This is a genomic window from Bradyrhizobium sp. (assembly GCF_019242285.1).
GTDB lineage: Bacteria > Pseudomonadota > Alphaproteobacteria > Rhizobiales > Xanthobacteraceae > Bradyrhizobium.
Genome location: NZ_JAFAVV010000844.1, coordinates 1 through 19,335 on the forward strand (window position 1 = coordinate 1; position 19,335 = coordinate 19,335).

Genomic DNA, 19,335 nt, shown 5'->3' on the forward strand with positions numbered 1-19,335 from the left:
CACCCGGCATTCCCTGCGCCCTCTCATCTGTCGAGGGCACGATCTTCACCACAGCCCGGGCGTCATCGCGCCGCGGGAAGGCGGCGGCATGTCAAGAGCCGTGAAGCGCTCACATGAGCATCGACCAGGCGACGGCGGCGATCAACAGCACAAATCCCGTCATGGCCATCGTGATGAAAAAACGCTGCGTAAAGTCCATTTTGTCCCTCCCCCTCCGCCGGCTCAAAATAGACGACAGCCTTCGGGGGCGGGCATTAGCAAATGTGAATCATCCGATCTGTCGGCGGTGGTCGCGAGCAACCGCTGATGGCAGCTTGCATCGAGATCAGACCGAGCGCTCAGGTCTCGTCGCGCTCATACCTGTCCGTTACGACGGCCTCGCCCGCCTGCTCCGCGGCCTTGTCGCGCTTGCGATAGCTCAGCGTGCCATAGATGATTGCGATGAGCAGAACGAACGCGCCGATGAGAAAGACGATTTCCATGGGTGGCCTCCCCGTCGCTGGCTATCGCTCGATCGTCCCTGTCCGCCTGATCTTCTTCTGCAGAAGCAGGATGCCGTACAGCAGTGCTTCCGCGGTCGGCGGACATCCTGGGACGTAGATATCGACGGGAACGATGCGATCGCAGCCGCGAACGACCGAGTAGGAGTAGTGATAATATCCGCCGCCATTCGCACACGAGCCCATCGAGATCACGTAGCGGGGTTCCGGCATCTGGTCGTAGACCTTGCGGAGCGCGGGAGCCATCTTGTTGCAGAGCGTTCCCGAGACGATCATGCAGTCGGACTGACGCGGCGACGCGCGCGGCGCGCAGCCGAACCGTTCGACATCGTAGCGCGGCATCGAAACCTGCATCTGCTCGATCGCACAGCAGGCCAGGCCGAACGTCATCCACATCAGCGATCCCGAGCGTGCCCACTGCACCAGGTCGTCGACCGGCGCGACGAAGTAGCCTCGGTCGCCAAGCTCGTGATTTGCCGCATCCCAGAGGGTTTCCGGAGAATTTTCCAACATGGAGGGCTCCATGGCGAGTTTCATGCCGCACCCGGAGAAGCTGTGCCAATCGGCCAACGAGTGGCATGGACGTTCGTTGCTAAGAAACAATCGGGAGCGCGCGTCGCGATGGGCGAAGGCCATCCTGCAGGTCAAAAAAGTCCCGCTCCGCTGACACTGAAGCGGGACAAGTCGTGGGTAAAATGGGATACGCCACCACAGTGGCGCATCTTCATCCTTCTACATCCCGACAGTTCCCGCATTAACTTGGTTGAATCCTTCATTCCCGCGATGAGACGCAACCGGCGCGCCAGCACCGCAGGCGAGCGGCCGATCCGGGGCGTTTCGCTGGCGCCCTCGATGCAGTGCTGCTTGCCGCAGTCACAGGAAAGTTTGGTGCGGGAACGCCGGGAGCATTCACTTAGGTTAGTTCACCGTCGGATGAGGCGCGCTAATTATGTTCTGTCGGTCATGAAGAGAAGACGAGGACATCATGATGAAACGGCGGCGCTTCAGGCAAACCACGACGTTGGCGCAACGTCTGACCGAGGAAGCGAACCGTCTGCGCGAGCGCGCAAGAGGCCTGTCCCCTGGCCCGGAGCAGGCCATGCTCTGGCGCAAGGCCCGCCAAGCCGAGACGGCGTTGCGGATCGACGCGTGGCTGGCTTCGTCCGCAAGCGCTCCTCCGGACAGCATCGCGATTTTGATGGAAAAGCAACGCAAGGAGCGTGTGGCGGCCCGCCAGCCGCGCGATCACGACGGACGATCGACCACCGCGGAGTCAATCGAGTGATGTGCAGCCGAAACGGCGGCCAACTTGACCGAGGGGCGAAATGAGGAGAAAAAACCAAGGAATTCTGGTCGGAGTGGCAGGATTCGAACCTGCGACCCCTGCGTCCCGAACGCAGTGCTCTACCGGGCTGAGCCACACTCCGACTGAGAGGCCGGCTTATAACCTTGGCCTTGCCCCACCGCAAGCAGCCGAACCAGGAGATTTTCGTGCCTGTGATACCGGGCCTGGCCACCGAGATTTGCCCGGCCGGCGAGGCCAGCGTGGCCTCGGCCGCGCGCGTGCTCGCGACCGGCGGGCTGGTGGCGTTCCCGACGGAGACCGTCTATGGGCTCGGTGCCGACGCGACCAACCCGGCCGCGGTCGCCCGCATCTATGAGGCGAAGGGCCGGCCCGCCTTCAATCCGCTGATCTCCCATGTCGCCGATCTGGCCGCCGCCCGAAGGATTGGCGTTTTCGATACGACCGCGACGGCGCTTGCCGCCGCGTTCTGGCCGGGGCCGCTGACCCTGGTGCTGCCGAAGACCTGGGATTGCGCGGTGTCCGATCTTGCAACCTCGGGTCTCGATACGATCGCGATCCGCGTTCCCTCGCACCCGGTCGCCCGGGCGATCCTGACGACGTTCGGCCGCCCGGTGGTGGCGCCCTCGGCCAATATTTCGGGTCATGTCTCGCCGACGACGGCCGCGCATGTGCAAAGCGACCTCGTCGGCCGCATCGAGATGATCGTGGATGGCGGGCCGGTCGCGGTCGGCGTCGAATCCACCGTCGTCGGCTGTTTTGACACGCCGATGCTGCTCAGGCCCGGCGGTGTGCCGCGCGAGCGGATCGAGGCCGTGCTCGGCTGCGCGCTGGCGCAGCCGCCGCGAAATGCCGAGACCGACAGTGCGCAACCCTTGGCGCCGGGCATGCTGACTTCGCATTACGCGCCGCGTGCGCGCGTCCGGCTCGAAGCCAGTGCCGTCGAGGCCGGCGAAGTGCTGCTCGCCTTCGGCCCGGCCTTGCCCGCCGGCGCCGCGCACGCCGCCGCGGTGATGAATTTGTCGACGCGCGGCGATCTCGCGGAAGCCGCGACCCATCTTTTCGGCTATCTTCGCGCGCTCGACGCCACAGCGGCGCGGACGATTGCGGTGATGCCGATTCCGAACGAGGGTCTCGGCGAAGCCATCAACGACCGGCTGCGCCGCGCCGCCGTCGGGCGGGAATGACCGGGAAAGAACAACAATGAACGTCTCACAGCCGGCGGCGCCTCCGCCCCCAGCCGAGTTGATCGCGAAGTTCCGCAAGATCGTGGGCGACAAATATGCGATGACGGATACGGCCGACATCGCGCCCTATGTCACCGAGGAACGCGACCTGTTCCACGGCCGCTCGCCGCTGGTGCTGCGGCCGGGCTCGACCGCCGAAGTGTCGGCGATCTGCAAGCTCGCCAACGAGCACAGAATAGCGCTGGTGCCGCAGGGCGGCAATACCGGCCTGGTCGGCGGGCAGACGCCGCACCATGGCGAGGTCGTGGTCTCGCTGCGCCGGCTGGACCGGATCCGCGACGTCGATACCGCCTCCAACACCATGACCTGCGAGGCCGGCGTCATCCTGCAGGTCGCCCAACAGCGTGCCGCCGAGGTCGACCGGCTGTTTCCGCTGTCGCTCGGCGCCGAGGGCAGTTGCACCATCGGCGGCAACCTCTCCACCAATGCCGGCGGCACCACCGCGCTCGCCTATGGCGTGGCGCGCGAGATGGCGCTCGGCGTCGAGGTGGTGCTGGCCGATGGCCGGGTGCTGAACCTGCTCTCCAAGCTGAAGAAGGACAACACCGGCTACGATCTTCGCAACCTGTTCATCGGCGCGGAAGGCACGCTCGGCATCGTCACCGCGGCAACCTTGAGGCTGTTTCCGAAGCCGCGCGCGATCGAGACCGCCTTCGTCGGCCTCGCCTTGCCCGCGCAGGCGCTGAAGCTTCTGCAAATCTCGCAAGGGTTGGCCGCCGGCACGCTGACGAGCTTCGAATTGCTGTCCGAGATTTCGGTCGATTTCTCGATCCGCCACGGCATCGACGTGCGCGATCCCCTGCAAGGCAAGCACCGCTGGTACGTGCTGATGGAATTGTCATCGCCGCGCGACGATGCCCGGGACACGCTGGAGGCCATTCTGACCAAGGGCCTGGATCACGGCATCGTCGACGACGCCGTGATCGCAGCCAGCCTCAGCCAGCGTCAGGCGTTCTGGAAATTGCGCGACGAGATGTCGGCGGCGCAGAAGCCGGAAGGCGGCTCGATCAAGCACGACATCTCCGTTCCCGTGGCCGCCGTGCCTGACTTCATCGCCGCGGCCGACGCCGCGGTGGTGAAGCTGATCCCCGGCGCGCGGCCGGTGCCGTTCGGCCATCTCGGCGACGGCAACATCCACTACAATGTCAGCCAGCCCGTCGGCGCGGACGGCGCGGATTTCCTCGGCCGCTGGCACGAGGTCAACGCGGTGGTGTTCGACATCGTGCTGAGGATGGGCGGATCGATCTCGGCCGAGCACGGCATCGGCGTGCTCAAGCGCGACGAATTGCCTGATGTGAAGGACAAGACCGCGATCGCGCTGATGCGGCAGATCAAGGCGATGCTCGATCCGAACGGCATCATGAATCCGGGCAAGGTGTTATGAGTGCAGAGACCGCCGATCAGGCGCTGGCGATCACGAGCATCGAGGATCACGACCTGCCGGAGGTGATTGCGCTCTGGCGGCGCTGCGATCTGACGCGGCCCTGGAACGATCCGGCCGGCGACATCGCATTGGCCCGGCGCGACGGCAATGCCACCGTGCTGCTCGGCCGCGATGCGGGCGCGCCGGTGGCCTCCGTGCTGGTCGGCCATGACGGCCATCGCGGCTGGGTCTATTACGTCTCCGTCGATCCGGACCAGCGTGGCAAGGGCTACGGCCGCGCCATCATGGCGGCGGCGGAGGACTGGCTGCGCGGGCGCGGCATCGAGAAGCTGCAGCTCATGGTGCGCGGCGACAATGAAAAGGTGCACGCCTTCTACCAGGCGCTCGGCTATTACGACCAGAATCGCACGACCTTCGCGAAATGGCTCGACGGCCGCGCACCGACGCCGTGAGGAGCAGCATGACCGTCTCCGACCGCATCCGCATCAAGGACGTCCGCCTGCTCTCGGACGATCATTACACGCTGAAGACCACCACCTTCGAATGGCGGCGCAACAATGGCGAGTGGCAGACCCAGCACCGCGAGACCTACGACCGCGGCAATGGCGCGGCGCTGTTGCCCTATAATCGCGCACGCCGCAGCGTGGTCCTCGTGCGCCAGTTCCGTTATCCCGCTTATGTCAACGGCCACGACGATCTCCTGGTCGAGGCGGCCGCCGGCCTGCTCGACGATGCCGAGCCCGAAGCGCGCATCCGCGCCGAGGCCGAGGAGGAGACTGGCTACCGCCTGCATCACGTCCACAAGGTGTTCGAGGCATTCATGAGCCCGGGCGCAGTGACGGAGAAGCTGCACTTCTTCGTCGCCGAATACGATGAAAAGATGCGGATCGGCAGCGGCGGCGGCAACGCCGAGGAGGGTGAGGACATCGAGGTGCTGGAGCTATCGATCGACGAGGCGCTGGCGATGATCGCCGACGGCCGCATCGTCGATGCCAAGACCATTATGCTGCTGCAATACGCGGCGCTCTGTGTTTTCCGCGACGTCACGTCATGGACAACGGGCTAGATCGCCTTCGCCGCCCCATTGGCAGCGGCCAGAAGCTCGCGGCGCAAGCGCTCGTCCTTGACCGCGCGCGCCATCGCCGCGGCGCCCGAAAGAATCGCGAGCAGCGCCAGCGCGCGTTCGCGCGCATGCGCACCATTGGCGGCAAGGCCTTCAGCAACGAAGCGCTGGGATCGGCCGTGGCCGCGGCATGATCACGGACCACGATGCGTGGGTAAGACAAGAAAGGCGAGATGCAGGCTTCCAGAGCAATGAACACCCTAGAACAACGATCCCTGCCCGTCGTCGGAGCTGGGCGGCGGCGGCTTCTTCGCGGCCGTCCGCTTCGCCGGCTTCGGCGCTTCTTCCGCGGCGCGCTCCTCGTCCGAGATCGGCAGGAGCAATTGGGCGTCGTCGTTGTTCGCGCTGTTCACGCGCCGCGACACCGCGTGCCACACGAATTCCCCCTCCTCCGGCCCGACCAGCAGATGCAGCACCGGCGCCACATCGTCCTCGCGGCAGTCGAGCCAGCGTTCGAAATCGACGGGCATCAATGTCACGGGCACACGGTGATGCAGCACCGAAAGATCGGCGCTCGCCGGCGCCGTGACGACCGCAACGGTGTCGAGCTCCTCACCGTTCGGACCCATCCAGCTCTCGGCGACCCCCGCCAGCCCGAACGGCTTGCCGTCGCGGCGATGGATGAAGTAAGGGCGCTTGCCATCCGCTCCCGCCTGCCACTCGTAATAGCCGTCGGCGGGGATCAGACAGCGCCGGCGCCGAATCGCGTTCTTGAACGCGGGCTTCTCGACGACGGTCTCGGAGCGCGCGTTGATCAGCAGCGTAATCTTACGGGGATCCTTGACCCAGGAAGGCACGAAGCCCCAGCGCATCAAGCGGAAATGCCTGACGCCATTTTCCAGAATAATGACGGGCACCGGCTGCGTCGGTGCTATATTGTGCCGCGGCGGGAAATTCGGCTGCTCGACAAAGCCGAAAATCTGCCGAAGCGCCTCCGGTGGCGAGGTGATGACGAAGCGACCGCACATTCTCTGATCCAGATAGCTATCCGTTCAGTACCTTTTAACCTGAAATGCGAACACTGCCGCAGATGACGTCGACGGCCCAACCATCCGCCCAACCGGCCCACCTGACACCGTTGCCGCCGGGCCTCGACGAGGCCCGCGCCAAGGAACTGCGGGCGGCGAACATCAATCCGCGGACGGGGCTCGCCACCGACTATCTCAACCACTTCAACGAAGCCGTGATGCTGCTCGAGATGATTCCGGACATCCCGGAATGCGCCGAGGATTTCCTGCAGTGGCGTCCCTTGTCCTATGCCGAGCATTTCACCGCGTCCAACTTCGCCGCGCGCGACCTCGCGATCTCGGCCTATGAATCCGCCGATCCCGCCTTGCGCGCCGAATTCGACCAGATCACCGGCACCATGACCTCGATCCTGGTCGCCGTGAGCGCGGCGATGCTGGACGCGACCCAGGCCGCGACGAGGGCCAAGCTCGCCGAGCAGGCGACCCACTGGGTCAAGCCGCTGGTGGCGGCAGCCGGCGGCCTGATCAACGGCGGCTCGGAGGCCGACGTCGACTACATCATGACCCATTGATGGCGTCCGCCTCAGCCCCATCTCATCCCCAGCTCGCGGTCAGCGCCGCCATCTTTCGCGACGACAAGGTTCTGCTGGTGCGGCGGGCGCGCTCGCCGGCCAAGGGCTTCTACTCGCTGCCGGGCGGCCGGGTCGAATTCGGCGAATCCCTGCACGCCGCCTTGCACCGGGAGGTCGACGAGGAGACCGGCCTGGAGATCGAGATCAGGGGCCTCGCCGGCTGGCGCGAGGTGCTGCCAGCCAATGGCGGTGGCGGCCACTATCTGATCATGTCGTTCGCGGCGCGCTGGGTCGGCAACGAGCCGGTGCTGAACGAGGAGCTCGACGATTTCAAATGGCTGAAACCGGAGGACATCGTCGGCCTCAAGCTGACCGGCGGACTCGTCGAAGTCATCGCAGCCGCGCAGCGGCTGATATAGGCCGACTTGCCACACCCTCGTGCCTTGCTTTCCGCGCCTTTGAGGGGCTATCAGCGGGCCTCCTGGACCGAGCATGAAACGTCTCCTGGCTGCATTCCTGGTTGTCACCGCCTGCCTGTCCGGCCCCGCACGGGCGGAGGATGCGGCAGCGCCGTTCGACGGCGACCTGCAGCGGTTGGCCGAGATCCTCGGCACCCTGCACTACCTGCGCGGCATCTGCGGCAGCAATGAAGGCGCCAAATGGCGCAACCAGATGCAGGCGCTGATCGATGCCGAGACCCCGTCGGGCGACCGCCGCGCCCGCATGGTCGCCGGCTTCAACCGCGGCTACAACGGCTTCCAGCAGACCTACCGGACCTGCACGCCCGCCGCCGTGGTGGCGATCCGCCGCTATGTCGAGGAGGGCTCGAAAATCGCCCGCGACCTCACCGCGCGCTACGCGAACTAGCGGGAAACAATTATGCACATTCTGTGGCGGCATTAACCTTTCCTCAAGAAGTGGTCTAGGCGGGCTGAAACCACGTGCTACACGTTAACGCGTTCGCGCGCTCCGCCCTGGAGCATCGCCCAGTACCTTCCGTTGTGCCCATGAATCATCCTGCGTCCTTCGGCTTCGAACGCGAGCCCCTGCCCGACCACGAGCAGCGGCGGGCGGCGCTCACCTATCTCAGCGAGGCCTGGGCCGAGGCGCGCATCGACGGCATCGACGGCGATTGCCTGGCGCAGGCGAGCCTGTTCGCGGCGCTCGCCGAGCTGGTCGGAACCTACGGCGAGGAGGCGGTGGCGAAGTTCATCGAGGGCGTGCCGTTGCGCGTGCGCCACGGCGAGTTCTCGGTGTCGCTGTCGAAGCAATAGTCCTTACCTATGGCTTCAACGTCTCGAGAAACCTGACCGGCTCGCCGGTCGCGGGCGTCACGAGTTCGCCCTGCCACATCACCCGCTTTCCGCGCACGAAGGTGCCGACCGGCCAGCCGGTGACCCGCAGGCCGTCATAGGGCGTCCAGCCTGCGCGCGAGGCGACCCACCGGTTGGTGATGACCTCGCTGCGCTTGAGGTCGACCACCGTGAAGTCGGCGTCATAGCCGGCGGCGATGCGGCCCTTGCAGGAGATGTTATAGAGCCGCGCCGGCCCCGCGCTGGTGAGATCGACGAACCGCGCCAGCGACAGGCGGCCGGCATTGACGTGATCGAGCATGACCGGCACCAGCGTCTGCACCCCGGTCATGCCCGAGGGCGAGGCCGGATAGACCTTGGCCTTCTCTTCCAGCGTATGCGGGGCGTGGTCGGAGCCGAGCACGTCGATGATGCCCTGCTCGATGCCGCGCCAGATGCCGGCGCGGTGCTCCGCCGCGCGCACCGGGGGATTCATCTGAGCGTGGGTACCGAGGCGTTCGTAGCAGTCGGGTGCGACCAGGGTCAGATGATGTGGCGTCGCTTCGCAGGAGGCCACATCCTTGTGGTCGCGCAGGAATTCGATCTCCTCCTTGGTCGAGATGTGCAGCACATGGATGCGCTTGCCGGTCTCGCGTGCGAGCCTGACCAGCCGCTCGGTCGCCATCAGCGCCGCGGCCTCGTCGCGCCAGAGCGGATGCGAGCGCGGGTCACCTTCGATCCGCAACGGCTTGCGCTCGTTGAGACGGTACTCGTCCTCGGCGTGGAAGGCGGCGCGGCGGCGGATGACCTGGAGAATGCGCCGCAGGCTCTCGTCGTCCTCGACCAGGAGCGATCCGGTGGAGGAGCCGATGAAGACCTTGACCCCGGCGCAGCCCTCGGCGCGTTCAAGCTCAGGCAGAGCCTGAACATTCTCGCGGGTGCCGCCGATGAAGAAAGCGAAATCGCAATGCATGCGATGCCGGCCGCGCTTCACCTTGTCGGTGAACGCCGCTTCGGTCACGGTCAACGGATCGGTATTGGGCATCTCGAACACCGCCGTCACGCCGCCCATCACGGCGCTGCGCGAGCCCGTTTCCAGATCCTCCTTCTGCGTCAGGCCCGGTTCGCGAAAATGCACCTGGGTGTCGATCACGCCGGGCAGGATGTGCAAGCCCTTGCAATCGATCACTTCGGCTGCGCGATCTGCGGCAAGCGTCCCGATCTCGGCGATGCGACCGCCCGAAATTCCGATGTCGCGGACCCCCTCGCCGTCCTGGTTGACCATCGTGCCGGATTTGAGAATCGTGTCAAATCGTTGGATCATCACGCCTCGGCCTGTGCTTCGATTGAACTTGAGGCCGGGTGAGGCCTTGTTCGGCGCAATTTAGCGTCTTACGTTTCTGGTTGAAATCCGCTAGTTGCCCTTCAACAAGAACATCAAGAGAAACTTCGTCGCCATGAAAGCTGCGTTTCTTCCCGACCGGGGCGTGGTCAAGGTGCTCGGCGAGGACGCGCGCAATTTCCTCAATGGGCTCGTCACCACCGATGTGACCGAGCTGAAGCCCGGCTTCGGGCGATTTGGCGCGCTGCTGACCCCGCAGGGCAAGATCATCGTCGACTTCCTGATCACCGAGATCCCCGCAGGCCATGGCGGTGGCTTCCTGATCGACTGCCCGCGTGCGCTGGCCCCAGCGCTCGCCCAGAAGCTCGGCTTCTACAAATTGCGCGCCAAGGTAGCGGTGGAAAACCGCTCCGACAGCCTCGGCGTCATCGCGGCCTGGGATGGTGAGCCGACCACCACTCCGGATCTCGCCTTCGCCGACCCAAGGAAAGCGGACCTCGGCCTTCGCCTTCTTGCCCCTGCGGAGCTTGCGCAAAAGGTCGCTGATCTGATTGGCGCCGACCTCGTCGACAACGAAGTCTACGAGGCGCACCGCATCGCACTCGGGATACCGCGTGGCGGGCTCGATTTCTCCTATGGCGACGCCTTCCCGCACGAGACCAATATGGACCGGCTCGCCGGCGTCGATTTCGACAAGGGCTGCTATATCGGTCAGGAGGTCGTCTCGCGGATGCAGCACCGCGGCACTGCGCGGACCCGCACCGTGCGCGTTCGCCTCGACGGGCCGCGCCCCGAGGCCGGCGCCACCATCCTCGCCGGCGACAAGCCGGTCGGCACTATGGGCTCGACCGCCGGCGAGAACGGCCTGGCGCTGATCCGCACCGACCGCGTCAGCGATGCGCTCAATTCGGGCTTGCCGCTCACAGCCGGCGGGCTCGCGATCCGTCTCGCCGACGCAAACGACCTGCAACCGTCCGCAAAGCAGTCCGCATGAGCGGCTCAGCACGCCTGCATCCCGACGGCAAGACGCGGTGCCCGTGGCCGGGTGAAGATCCGTTCTACGTCGCCTATCACGATACCGAATGGGGCGTGCCGGAATATGACGATCGTGCGCTCTACGAGAAGCTGATCCTCGACGGCTTCCAGGCCGGGCTGTCCTGGATCACCATCCTGCGCAAACGGGAGAACTTCCGCCGCGCCTTCCACGATTTCGAGCCCGCCAAGATCGCCCGCTACGATGCCACGAAGGTCCACGCGCTGATGAACGACCTCGGCATCGTTCGCAACCGCGCCAAGATCGAGGGCACCATCGAGAGTGCGAAGTCCTATCTCAAGATCATGGAGGAAGGCCCTGGTTTCTCGAAATTTCTCTGGGACTTCGTCGACGGCAAGCCGAAGGTGAACAGCTTCAGGACCACCGCGAGCGTGCCGGCCTCGACGCCTCTCTCGATCAGGATATCGAAGGAACTGTCGGGCCGGGGCTTCAAGTTCGTCGGCCCGACCATCGTCTATGCCTTCATGCAGGCGACCGGTATGGTCAACGACCATCTGGTCACCTGCTTCTGTCACGAGGACTGCGGGGCCAAACGCCGGGCGGCCCGCACCAAAGCAACAAAGTAACATGGCGCTCGCGAAGCGGTCGGTGGCGCAGGCGCGCGTCTGGCAGCGGATGCTGTCGGGCCGGCGGCTCGATCTGCTCGACCCCTCGCCGCTCGACATCGAGATCGCCGATATCGCCCACGGCCTGGCACGCGTCGCGCGCTGGAACGGCCAGACCAGCGGCGCGCACATCTTTTCGGTGGCGCAGCATACGCTGCTGGTCGAAGCCGTGATGCGGGCGCACACGCCGCGGATCGATGCGCGGCTGCGGCTTGCGGCCCTCTTGCATGACGCACCTGAATACGTCATCGGCGACATGATCTCCCCGTTCAAGGCGGTACTGGGCGGCAGCTACAAGACGGTGGAACGGCGGCTGCTGGCGGCGATCCACATCCGTTTCGGGTTACCGGCGGCGCTCAGCCTCGATATCGAACGGCAGATCAAGGAGGCCGACCGCGGCGCGGCGTATCTGGAGGCCACCATGCTCGCTGGCTTCACCGAAGCCGAGGCGAAGCGGCTGTTCGGGCGCGATCCCGGTCTGCCGGCCACCGTGCGGCAGGCATACCTGACGCCGTGGAGCGCGGCGAAGGCCGAGAAGCAGTTTCTGGCGCGGTTCAAGTCGCTGCAGGCTTGAACGCGCCGCGCGAACCTGCTTTCACGGCCGCGGGTCCGCTTCATCGCCTGCGATTCCATGAGACTGCCATGATCCACGTCTGCTCGCTCGCCGCCCTGCCCGAGGTCGTCCGGCTGACCGGCGCCAGCCATGTGCTGACGGTGATGGGCAAGGTCGACCAGGTGCAGCGGCCGGAATCGATCCTGGCCGCCAATCATCTCAAGATCTCGGTGGACGACATCACCGAGCCGATGGAGGGCTTTGTCATTCCGTCGGAAGCGCATATCGAGCAGGTGCTGGCCTTCGTGCGCGGATGGAACCGCGGCGCGCCGCTCGTGATCCACTGCTATGCCGGCGTCAGCCGCTCGACCGCGAGCGCGTTCGCGGCCGCCTGCATGCTCAACCCGCGCCGGGACGAGAGGGTGATCGCGCAGCAGATCCGCGCCGCTTCCCCGATGGCCTCGCCGAACCGGCTGATGGTCGGCCTCGCCGACAGGGCGCTCGGCCGCGACGGACGCATGCTGCGCGCGCTCGATGAGATCGGCCCAGCCAGCATGATGGTCGAAGGCAAGCCGTTCCGCATCGAGCTCGAGTGAAACACCAGTGAGATGAGTGAACAGCCCCTCACGCCGATCGAGATCGGCCTGACCGCGGCGATCGTCGCGATCGAGGGCAACGAGCCGCTCATCCTCACTGCCTCCGGCTCCGACGGCGACAGGCTTACCGGACTGCCGTTCGGCCCGTTCGACGCGGTCGCGCACCGCACCTTCGAGATCGGCCTGCGCGCCTGGGTGGAGGAACAGGCCGGACTGAGGCTCGGCTATGTCGAGCAGCTCTACACCTTCGGTGATCGCGGCCGGCATACCCAGGCCGGTGACACCGAAGTCCACGTCGCCTCGATCGGCTATCTCGCACTGACCCGCCCCGCCGGAAATGCCGCGCCCGCGCCGGGGGCGACCTTCGAGCCCTGGTACCGTTTCTTTCCCTGGGAAGACTGGCGACAGGAGCAGCCCGCGGTCATCGCGCGCGACATTCTGCCCGAGCTGAACCGCTGGGCCGCGCAGGGTGACGCGCCGGAAAGTACGCGGGCACTTCCCCGCAAGGACCGCGTGCGGCTCTATTTCGGCAGCGAGCGCGGCCACTGGGACGAGGAACGTGTGCTCGACCGGTACGAGCTCTTGTACGAAGCGGGCCTCGTGGAGGAAGCGCGGCGCGATGGCCGGAGGGCGGCGCTGGCACGGAAATCGATCCCCGTGCTCGGCGCCACCATGCACTTCGATCACCGGCGCATTCTCGCCACCGCGATCGCGAGGCTGCGCGCGAAGTTGAAATACCGCCCCGTGGTGTTCGAGCTCCTGCCGCCGGAGTTCACGCTCACGGAGCTGCAGCGGACCGTGGAAGCGATCTCCGGCAGGCATCTGCACAAGCAGAACTTCCGCAGACTCGTCGAATCGGAGGCGCTGGTCGAACCGACCGGTGTGATGTCGACACAGACGGGGGGGAGGCCTGCCGCGCTGTTCCGATTTCGTCGCGAGGTGCTGCAGGAGCGGCCCGCGCCGGGCCTGCGCGTGCGCGGACGGCGCTGAACCATGACCTTTGGATCTTGCCAGGCAGGCACCTGAATGTTTGATGCGCCCCTCGATTTCATCGCGCTGGTGGTGGCCGGCGTTGCACTGTTCCTTGCGCATAAGGCTCGGGAAGATGCCGCTGCGCTGCGCGGCCGGCTCGGCGTCCTGGAGGCGGGAGCCGCGCAGGCCGCCGCACGGCCCGCGCCGCCGCCGCTGCCGCCTGATCTGGAGATCGAAGCATCCGCCGCGCCGATCGTTGCAGCACCGGCCACGAGTCCCGGCGAACCGCTGCCGCTTGAGCCGGAGACGGCCACCGAGCCCGCGAGCGCCCGAGCAGCGCCAGCGATACCCCCTCCACCGGCGGACGACCGCGGCTTCGAGGAACAGATCGGCACCCGCTGGGTGGTTTGGATCGGCGGCCTGACGCTCGCACTCGGCGGCTTTTTCCTGGTGCGCTACTCGATCGAGGCAGGATTGCTCGGCCCGCGCGTGCGCACCTTCCTCGGAGGCCTGTTCGCGCTGGCGCTGCTCGGCGTGGGCGAATGGACCCGCCGCAGGCAGAGCATCGCCGAGATCGAGGCGCTGCCGATGGCCAACATCCCGGCCATCCTGACGGCGGCAGGGACGGCGGTGGCGTTCGCCACCGTCTACGCCGCCTATGCGCTCTACGACTTTATTGCGCCGGCGACCGCCTTCATCCTGCTCGGGTTGGTCGCCCTCGGCACGCTCGCCGCCGCGCTGCTGCACGGTCCCGCGCTGGCCGGTCTCGGCGTGGTCGGCGCCTTCGCCACACCGATCCTGGTCTCCTCGGAGAAACCGGACCTCTGGGCGCTCTACGTCCATCTCGCGATCGTCACGGCCGCGTCGTTCGGCCTGGCCCGGGCGCGGCTGTGGCGCTGGCTCGCGGTCACCACCATCGTGCTTGACCTGCTCTGGATCCTGCCGGTCCTGACGTTCGATCCGCCTGTCGTCGGGCCGTACGCCTTCCACGTCGTCGCGGGCTTCGCGCTCGCGGCATTGCTGGTGGTCTGCGGCTTTCTGTTCGGCCCTCCCATCGACGATGGCCGCATCGAACCGGTCTCGTCGGGCTCGCTTGCCGCCTATCTCGCAGGCGCCACCCTGGTCGTGCTGGTCAGCCAACACGCTGACGCGGCTCTGATCACCTTTGCCGTCCTGATCGCGGCAACGCTGCTGGTGGCCTGGCGCGCGGGTGCGGCCACCGGCGCGGTCGGCGCCGGCGCTTTCCTGGTGTTCGTCGTCTTCGCCGAATGGGCGGTACGGAGCGTGCCAGAGGTGCTGGTGCTGCCGGGCGGCGCACTGCCCGGCATGGGCGGTCCCGCCCTCACCGAGCCATCGGTCACGCTGCATCTGATCGCAGCTGCCATCTTCGCCGCCGGATTCGGCGGCCTGGGCTTCCTGGCCCAGGGCCGATCCGCGAGCGCGATCATTCCCGTCGTGTGGTCGGGGGCCGCGACCTTCACGCCGCTGGCGCTGCTGATCGCGCTCTACGCCCGCATCGCGCATCTCGACCGCTCGATTCCGTTCGCGATCCTCGCCGTGCTGCTCGCGGCCGCCTTTGCCGCGGCGACCGAGGTCCTGACCCGGCGTGAGAGCCGGCCCGGCCTGATGATCTCGACCGCCCTGTTCGCGACCGGCTCGCTCGGCGCGCTGGCGCTGGCCCTGACCTTTGAACTGGAAAGGGGCTGGCTCACCATTGCGCTCGCGTTGATGGCGATGGGCACGAGCTGGATATCACTGCGGCGGCCGGTGCCGTTCCTGCGCTGGCTCGCCGCGATCCTGGCTGCGATCGTGGTGCTGCGGATCGGCTACGAGCCGCGCATCGCCGGCGATGATGTAGGCACCACACCGATCTTCAACTGGCTGCTCTGGGGCTACGGCGTGCCGGCCCTGTCGTTCTGGGTCGCAAGCCATCTGCTGCGCCGTCGTGCGGACGACGTCCCGCTGCGCATGATCGAGGCGGCGGCGACCCTGTTCACCGTGCTGCTCGCCTTCATGGAAATCCGTCACGCGATCTATGGCGGCGACGTCTATCGCGACACGCCGACACTTGCGGAACTCGCGCTCGAGCTCTGCGTGGCGTTGGCCATGGCCATCGGGCTGGAGCGACTGCGCGTCCGCACCCACAGTATCGTTCATGATGTTGGCGCGGTGCTGCTCACGCTGTTCGCGGGGGCGGTGGGCCTGTTCGGCGTCCTGCTGGTGGAGAATCCGATGCAGAGCGGCGCGGCCGTCGATGGTGCGTTCGTCAACCTGCTGCTGCTCGGCTATGCGGTGCCGGCGGTGCTGATGCTGCTGCTGTCCTATGCGGTGGTCGGCCGCCGCGGCGCCGCCTATGCCAACACCATCGCGACAGGCGCGCTGGCGTTCGCGCTCGCCTATGTGTCGCTGGAAATCCGCCGGCTCTATCACGGGCCGGTGCTGACCTCGGGCGCCACCGGGGATGCCGAACAGTACACCTACTCGATCGCCTGGCTGACCTTCGGCGTCGCACTGCTCGGCATCGGCATCGCCGTGAATTCGCAGCGTGCGCGGCTGGCCTCCGCCGCGGTGATCGGGCTGACGATCCTGAAGGCGTTCCTGATCGACATGTCTACCTTGACCGGCATCTACCGCGCACTGTCGTTCATCGGCCTCGGCCTCGTCCTGGTCGCGATCGGCTGGCTCTATCAACGAATCCTCTTTCGCAGACGACCGCCCCCGGCAGCGGCGGCGCCGTCGGCGAGTTGAACGTCACGCCACCCTCACGCTGTCGAGGAATTTCGCCACCTCGCGCCGCAGCCGGTCGCTGTCGGAAGACAGCACCTGCGCCGCCGAGAGCACCTCGGCCGAGGCCGATCCGGTCTCGGTGGCACCGCGCTGCACGTCGGCGATGCTGCAGGATACTTGCTCGGTGCCCTGCGCCGCCTGCTGGACGTTGCGGGAAATCTCCTGCGTGGCCATACCCTGCTGTTCCACGGCGGCGGCAATGGTCGACGAAATCTCGGACAGCTTCTCGATCGTCGCCGAAATCTCCTTGATCGCGCCGACCGACTGCTGCGTCGCCGCCTGGATGCCGGCGATCTGCTCGCCGATCTCGCCGGTCGCCTTGGCGGTCTGCTCGGCCAGCGCCTTGACCTCGGAGGCGACGACGGCAAAGCCGCGGCCGGCCTCGCCGGCCCGCGCCGCCTCGATGGTGGCGTTGAGCGCGAGCAGATTGGTCTGTCCGGCGATGGTGTTGATCAGCTCGACTACGTCATCGATGCGGCCGGCCGCGCGCGACAATTCACTGACGTGCTCATTGGTCTCCCGTGCCTGCGCGACCGCGGCGCCCGCCATCCGCGCCGATTCGTGGACCTGGCGGCTGATCTCCTTGACCGACGACGTCAGCTCCTCAGTGGCGGACGCCACCGACTGGACGTTGGTGGAAGCCTCCTCCGACGCCGCGGCGACGACGGTCGAAAGCTCCTGCGCGCGGCCCGCCGTCGACGTCAGCGTGCCCGCGGAGCCTTCTAGTCGGGTCGATGCCGAGGACACGGTCTCGACGATGTTGCCGATCACCGCTTCGAAATCGCAGGTGATCCGGTCGACCTGCCGGCCGCGCTCGATCTTGGCCTCGACATCGCGCGCGGCGGCCTCGTCGGTTGCCCTCTTCGCGATCAGCGCTTCCTTGAACACCTGCAGCGTGTCGGCCATGGCGCCGATCTCGGTCTTCTCACCACGATGCGTCACCTCGGCCGCGAGGTCGCCGTCGCCCAACGCCTGCATCGGCCTGACGATCGAAGCGATACCGCGCGAGATGTCTTGAACCAGCAGGAAGCCGACCGCCAGACCCGCCAGGACGGCGGCGGAAATGATGGCCAGCACGATCCAAAAGGCCGTGCTGTAGCCTGCCGCGGCCGTTCGCGTCGCCGTCTCTGCGCCTGCATTGTTCAGCTCGATGTCCTTGGCCAGCATCTTGTCGGATTCGGCGGCCATCACCGCCACCGATTTCGCCAACAGCTCGCTCGCCTCGTGCGGGATGCGGCCGACGCTGTTGCGCGATTCCCTGACGACCTCCTGCACGCCCTTCAGGTACTTGTCCCAGGCGCGCGACCATTCCTCATAGATCGCCCGCTCTTCCGGCGTGGAAGCCATCGGCTCATAGGCTTTGCGGTCCTTCGCGATGTTCTCGAGGATGCCGGACAGCCGCTTCTCGCCCGCATCCTTCGCCTCCAACGTCTCCGCCATCACATGTGCGCGCAGCGCGACGCGGAACACGTTGATGTCGGCGCGCAGCTCGCCGAGCACGCGCACGCTGGGCAGCCAGTTGCTGGCGATCTCAACCGTATGGGCGTTGATCGCCTCCATGCTGCGCACGGCGACGAGACCGAGGCTCGACGTCAGGACCAGGAAGAAGGCGATGACGGCGACGATCTTGGAACGGATGGAATATCTGGACACCGGAGCGCTCATGCATCGACGTGGAATCGCATCGGCACGCCAGGGCCCTGCGGAGGCGGATGGCTAAGGCGCCGCGGCTTGTGTTGCACGACGATAGGTTCCATGGAACCAACCGCCGGTTAACGGCTGCCCTCGTAGGATTACGGGCGACAGGTAATTCGCTATGGAAAATGGTCGGGAAATGCGACGAATTTGAACTGATCCATCAAGAAATGGAACGACGACGAGCGTGGCTGGCCTCCGTTCCGGATACCGAACCGTCGATTTCCACGCCCATGCGGTCGCCTTCTCGCGACGCAAGGTGCGTCCGAGCTGTGCGCCGAAAGACCCTCTCCAAGAAGAGGGCGCAGGGAATGCCGGGTGTTGGCCGCAACCCATGGCCCGCCTGCAACAAGAAACGCAGGCGGCAGTCACCACAGGTTCAGCCGAGACAGCCCGGCATTCCCCGCGCGATGGTTTTAACGCTTATGGCGTGCTCTCCCGGGTGAACGGGCTTTGTTGCCACCCTCACCTCGCGGATTCGTCCTCCTCGAGGCTTGATCCCAGCGTCGCGGGATCAGGACCACACGCTTTCGCAGTCCGTGCCGGCATCGCTCGTCTGGCGACGCCATCACGTCCATCGCATCCCACCCCGCGTTCGTGACGATCGCGATACGCCCCTTGTGTCCGGGGCGGGACGGGCCATATATACACGAATTCGGAAAAAAGGAAAGAAGAAAATTCGGATCCAGGGACCGAATGATCCCAAACCGCTCGAATCCTTCGCGAACTTTTCGTTCCGGCGCAGGCGATTTTCGGCATGCGAACCCCCGCCAGCAGTACGACGGCGGGCGCACTCGACCGAATTTCGCCCGCCGGGCGAATCGATTCAGAGAACGCGACGCGAAAGTGTAGGATGGGATCCGCAGGGTGGGCTAAGCGGCCATATGCACGTAAGTTCGCCACACGAAGGCCGGAGCGTGCCCACCAATCAAAAGCCATGCTGTCGATATAATGGTGGGCATGGCGCTGTGCGCCTTGGCCGCACCCTACGGCTCTCACAATATGAACGGTCGTAGGATGGGGAGTGCGACTTCACGCGATGAAGCCGGAACATGAAAGGTGGGGCGAAACCCATCATTGACGCCGCGCCAAGTGATGGGTTCAGCTGCGCTCTCCTCATCCTACGAACTGTTACGAACTACCGACCTTAGGCGGCTCTCACCGAGGTGAGAAACCTGCCGACCTCCTGCCTCAGGCGGTTGCTGTCCTCCGAAAGCGTCTGCGCCGCAGTTAGAACTTGTGACGAAGCCGATCCAGTCTCGGTTGCGCCGCGCTGCACGTCGGTGATGTTCGTCGCTACCTGCTGTGTGCCGTGCGCCGCCTGCTGAACGTTACGCGAGAT

General features: G+C 66.1%; 21 protein-coding genes, 1 tRNA gene and 2 pseudogenes. 17 read left to right on the forward strand and 7 right to left on the reverse strand.

What is annotated here, in order from left to right; genetic code table 11:
- Positions 1–338: 338 nt before the first annotated feature.
- Together JOY90_RS34735 and JOY90_RS34740 are read right to left on the reverse strand one after the other, a co-directional pair.
- Complete coding sequence (locus JOY90_RS34735; RefSeq protein WP_291695603.1) at positions 339–482, reverse strand: hypothetical protein; 144 nt, start codon at positions 480–482, stop codon at positions 339–341.
- A 21-nt stretch (positions 483–503) separates the two neighbouring features.
- Positions 504–971 (reverse strand): annotated as a pseudogene (locus JOY90_RS34740) (NADH-quinone oxidoreductase subunit B family protein); the annotation flags it as partial.
- Between the two features lie 52 nt (positions 972–1,023).
- Here JOY90_RS34740 and JOY90_RS34745 point away from each other — a divergent pair.
- Positions 1,024–1,167, forward strand: coding sequence for a hypothetical protein (locus JOY90_RS34745; protein ID WP_291695604.1), 144 nt, complete (start codon positions 1,024–1,026; stop codon positions 1,165–1,167).
- Positions 1,168–1,485: 318 nt separating this feature from the next.
- The gene (locus JOY90_RS34750; RefSeq protein WP_291695623.1) at positions 1,486–1,785 is read left to right on the forward strand and encodes a hypothetical protein; all 300 of its coding nucleotides are present in this window, start codon (positions 1,486–1,488) and stop codon (positions 1,783–1,785) included.
- A gap of 65 nt (positions 1,786–1,850) precedes the next feature.
- Here the strand turns inward: JOY90_RS34750 and JOY90_RS34755 are convergent.
- Positions 1,851–1,927, reverse strand: a tRNA-Pro gene (locus JOY90_RS34755).
- 70 nt (positions 1,928–1,997) lie between these two features.
- On the opposite strand from JOY90_RS34755, the gene JOY90_RS34760 reads away from it, so the two are divergent.
- From JOY90_RS34760 to JOY90_RS34780, 5 genes are read left to right on the forward strand one after another with little or no spacing between them, the layout of a single operon-like run.
- Positions 1,998–2,990, forward strand: a complete 993-nt coding sequence (locus JOY90_RS34760; protein WP_291695622.1) for an L-threonylcarbamoyladenylate synthase — start codon at positions 1,998–2,000, stop codon at positions 2,988–2,990.
- A 16-nt stretch (positions 2,991–3,006) separates the two neighbouring features.
- Positions 3,007–4,434, forward strand: a complete 1,428-nt coding sequence (locus tag JOY90_RS34765) for an FAD-binding oxidoreductase (RefSeq protein ID WP_291695605.1) — start codon at positions 3,007–3,009, stop codon at positions 4,432–4,434.
- Positions 4,431–4,886, forward strand: coding sequence for a GNAT family acetyltransferase (locus JOY90_RS34770; RefSeq protein WP_291695606.1), 456 nt, complete (start codon positions 4,431–4,433; stop codon positions 4,884–4,886). Before JOY90_RS34765 ends, JOY90_RS34770 begins: the two co-directional genes overlap by 4 nt.
- 8 nt (positions 4,887–4,894) lie before the next feature.
- Positions 4,895–5,500, forward strand: coding sequence for an NUDIX domain-containing protein (locus tag JOY90_RS34775; RefSeq protein ID WP_291695607.1), 606 nt, complete (start codon positions 4,895–4,897; stop codon positions 5,498–5,500).
- On the forward strand, positions 5,485–5,691 hold the full coding sequence (locus JOY90_RS34780; RefSeq protein WP_291695608.1) for a hypothetical protein: 207 nt from the start codon (positions 5,485–5,487) through the stop codon (positions 5,689–5,691). Before JOY90_RS34775 ends, JOY90_RS34780 begins: the two co-directional genes overlap by 16 nt.
- Positions 5,692–5,757: 66 nt before the next feature.
- Here JOY90_RS34780 and JOY90_RS34785 read toward each other — a convergent pair whose 3' ends face one another.
- Complete coding sequence (locus JOY90_RS34785) at positions 5,758–6,525, reverse strand: SOS response-associated peptidase (protein ID WP_291695609.1); 768 nt, start codon at positions 6,523–6,525, stop codon at positions 5,758–5,760.
- Between the two features lie 62 nt (positions 6,526–6,587).
- On the opposite strand from JOY90_RS34785, the gene JOY90_RS34790 reads away from it, so the two are divergent.
- The 4 genes from JOY90_RS34790 to JOY90_RS34805 all read left to right on the forward strand — a co-directional run bounded on the left by JOY90_RS34790 (position 6,588) and on the right by JOY90_RS34805 (position 8,371).
- Positions 6,588–7,097, forward strand: coding sequence for a hypothetical protein (locus tag JOY90_RS34790; protein ID WP_291695610.1), 510 nt, complete (start codon positions 6,588–6,590; stop codon positions 7,095–7,097).
- Positions 7,097–7,516: an NUDIX hydrolase gene (locus JOY90_RS34795; RefSeq protein ID WP_291695611.1), complete on the forward strand. Its 420-nt coding sequence runs from the start codon at positions 7,097–7,099 to the stop codon at positions 7,514–7,516. Before JOY90_RS34790 ends, JOY90_RS34795 begins: the two co-directional genes overlap by 1 nt.
- A 73-nt stretch (positions 7,517–7,589) precedes the next feature.
- Positions 7,590–7,964 carry a TIGR02301 family protein gene (locus JOY90_RS34800; RefSeq protein WP_291695612.1) on the forward strand — a complete coding sequence of 125 codons (375 nt, stop codon included), beginning with the start codon at positions 7,590–7,592 and terminating at the stop codon, positions 7,962–7,964.
- Positions 7,965–8,104: 140 nt separating this feature from the next.
- On the forward strand, positions 8,105–8,371 hold the full coding sequence (locus JOY90_RS34805; protein ID WP_291695613.1) for a hypothetical protein: 267 nt from the start codon (positions 8,105–8,107) through the stop codon (positions 8,369–8,371).
- Positions 8,372–8,378: 7 nt separating this feature from the next.
- Here the strand turns inward: JOY90_RS34805 and JOY90_RS34810 are convergent, their stop codons facing one another.
- Entirely contained in the window at positions 8,379–9,713 is a 1,335-nt protein-coding gene (locus tag JOY90_RS34810) for a dihydroorotase (RefSeq protein ID WP_291695614.1), read from the reverse strand.
- A 133-nt stretch (positions 9,714–9,846) separates the two neighbouring features.
- On the opposite strand from JOY90_RS34810, the gene JOY90_RS34815 reads away from it, so the two are divergent.
- The 6 genes from JOY90_RS34815 to JOY90_RS34840 all read left to right on the forward strand — a co-directional run bounded on the left by JOY90_RS34815 (position 9,847) and on the right by JOY90_RS34840 (position 16,259).
- Positions 9,847–10,725: a folate-binding protein gene (locus JOY90_RS34815; RefSeq protein WP_291695615.1), complete on the forward strand. Its 879-nt coding sequence runs from the start codon at positions 9,847–9,849 to the stop codon at positions 10,723–10,725.
- The gene (locus JOY90_RS34820) at positions 10,722–11,351 is read left to right on the forward strand and encodes a DNA-3-methyladenine glycosylase I (protein WP_291695616.1); all 630 of its coding nucleotides are present in this window, start codon (positions 10,722–10,724) and stop codon (positions 11,349–11,351) included. Before JOY90_RS34815 ends, JOY90_RS34820 begins: the two co-directional genes overlap by 4 nt.
- Before the next feature lies 1 nt (position 11,352).
- Positions 11,353–11,964, forward strand: a complete 612-nt coding sequence (locus JOY90_RS34825) for an HD family hydrolase (protein WP_291695617.1) — start codon at positions 11,353–11,355, stop codon at positions 11,962–11,964.
- 68 nt (positions 11,965–12,032) lie between these two features.
- A complete protein-coding gene (locus JOY90_RS34830) occupies positions 12,033–12,539 on the forward strand; it encodes a protein tyrosine phosphatase (protein WP_291695618.1) in 507 nt (168 codons plus the stop codon).
- A gap of 12 nt (positions 12,540–12,551) precedes the next feature.
- Entirely contained in the window at positions 12,552–13,529 is a 978-nt protein-coding gene (locus tag JOY90_RS34835; protein ID WP_291695619.1) for an NAD regulator, read from the forward strand.
- Positions 13,530–13,565: 36 nt separating this feature from the next.
- Positions 13,566–16,259 carry a DUF2339 domain-containing protein gene (locus JOY90_RS34840; protein ID WP_291695620.1) on the forward strand — a complete coding sequence of 898 codons (2,694 nt, stop codon included), beginning with the start codon at positions 13,566–13,568 and terminating at the stop codon, positions 16,257–16,259.
- Positions 16,260–16,262: 3 nt separating this feature from the next.
- Here the strand turns inward: JOY90_RS34840 and JOY90_RS34845 are convergent, their stop codons facing one another.
- Together JOY90_RS34845 and JOY90_RS34850 are read right to left on the reverse strand one after the other, a co-directional pair.
- Positions 16,263–17,951 (reverse strand): methyl-accepting chemotaxis protein, encoded by a 1,689-nt coding sequence (locus JOY90_RS34845; RefSeq protein ID WP_291695621.1) that lies wholly within the window; start codon positions 17,949–17,951, stop codon positions 16,263–16,265.
- 1,189 nt (positions 17,952–19,140) lie between these two features.
- A pseudogene (locus JOY90_RS34850) lies at positions 19,141–19,335 on the reverse strand (methyl-accepting chemotaxis protein); the annotation flags it as partial.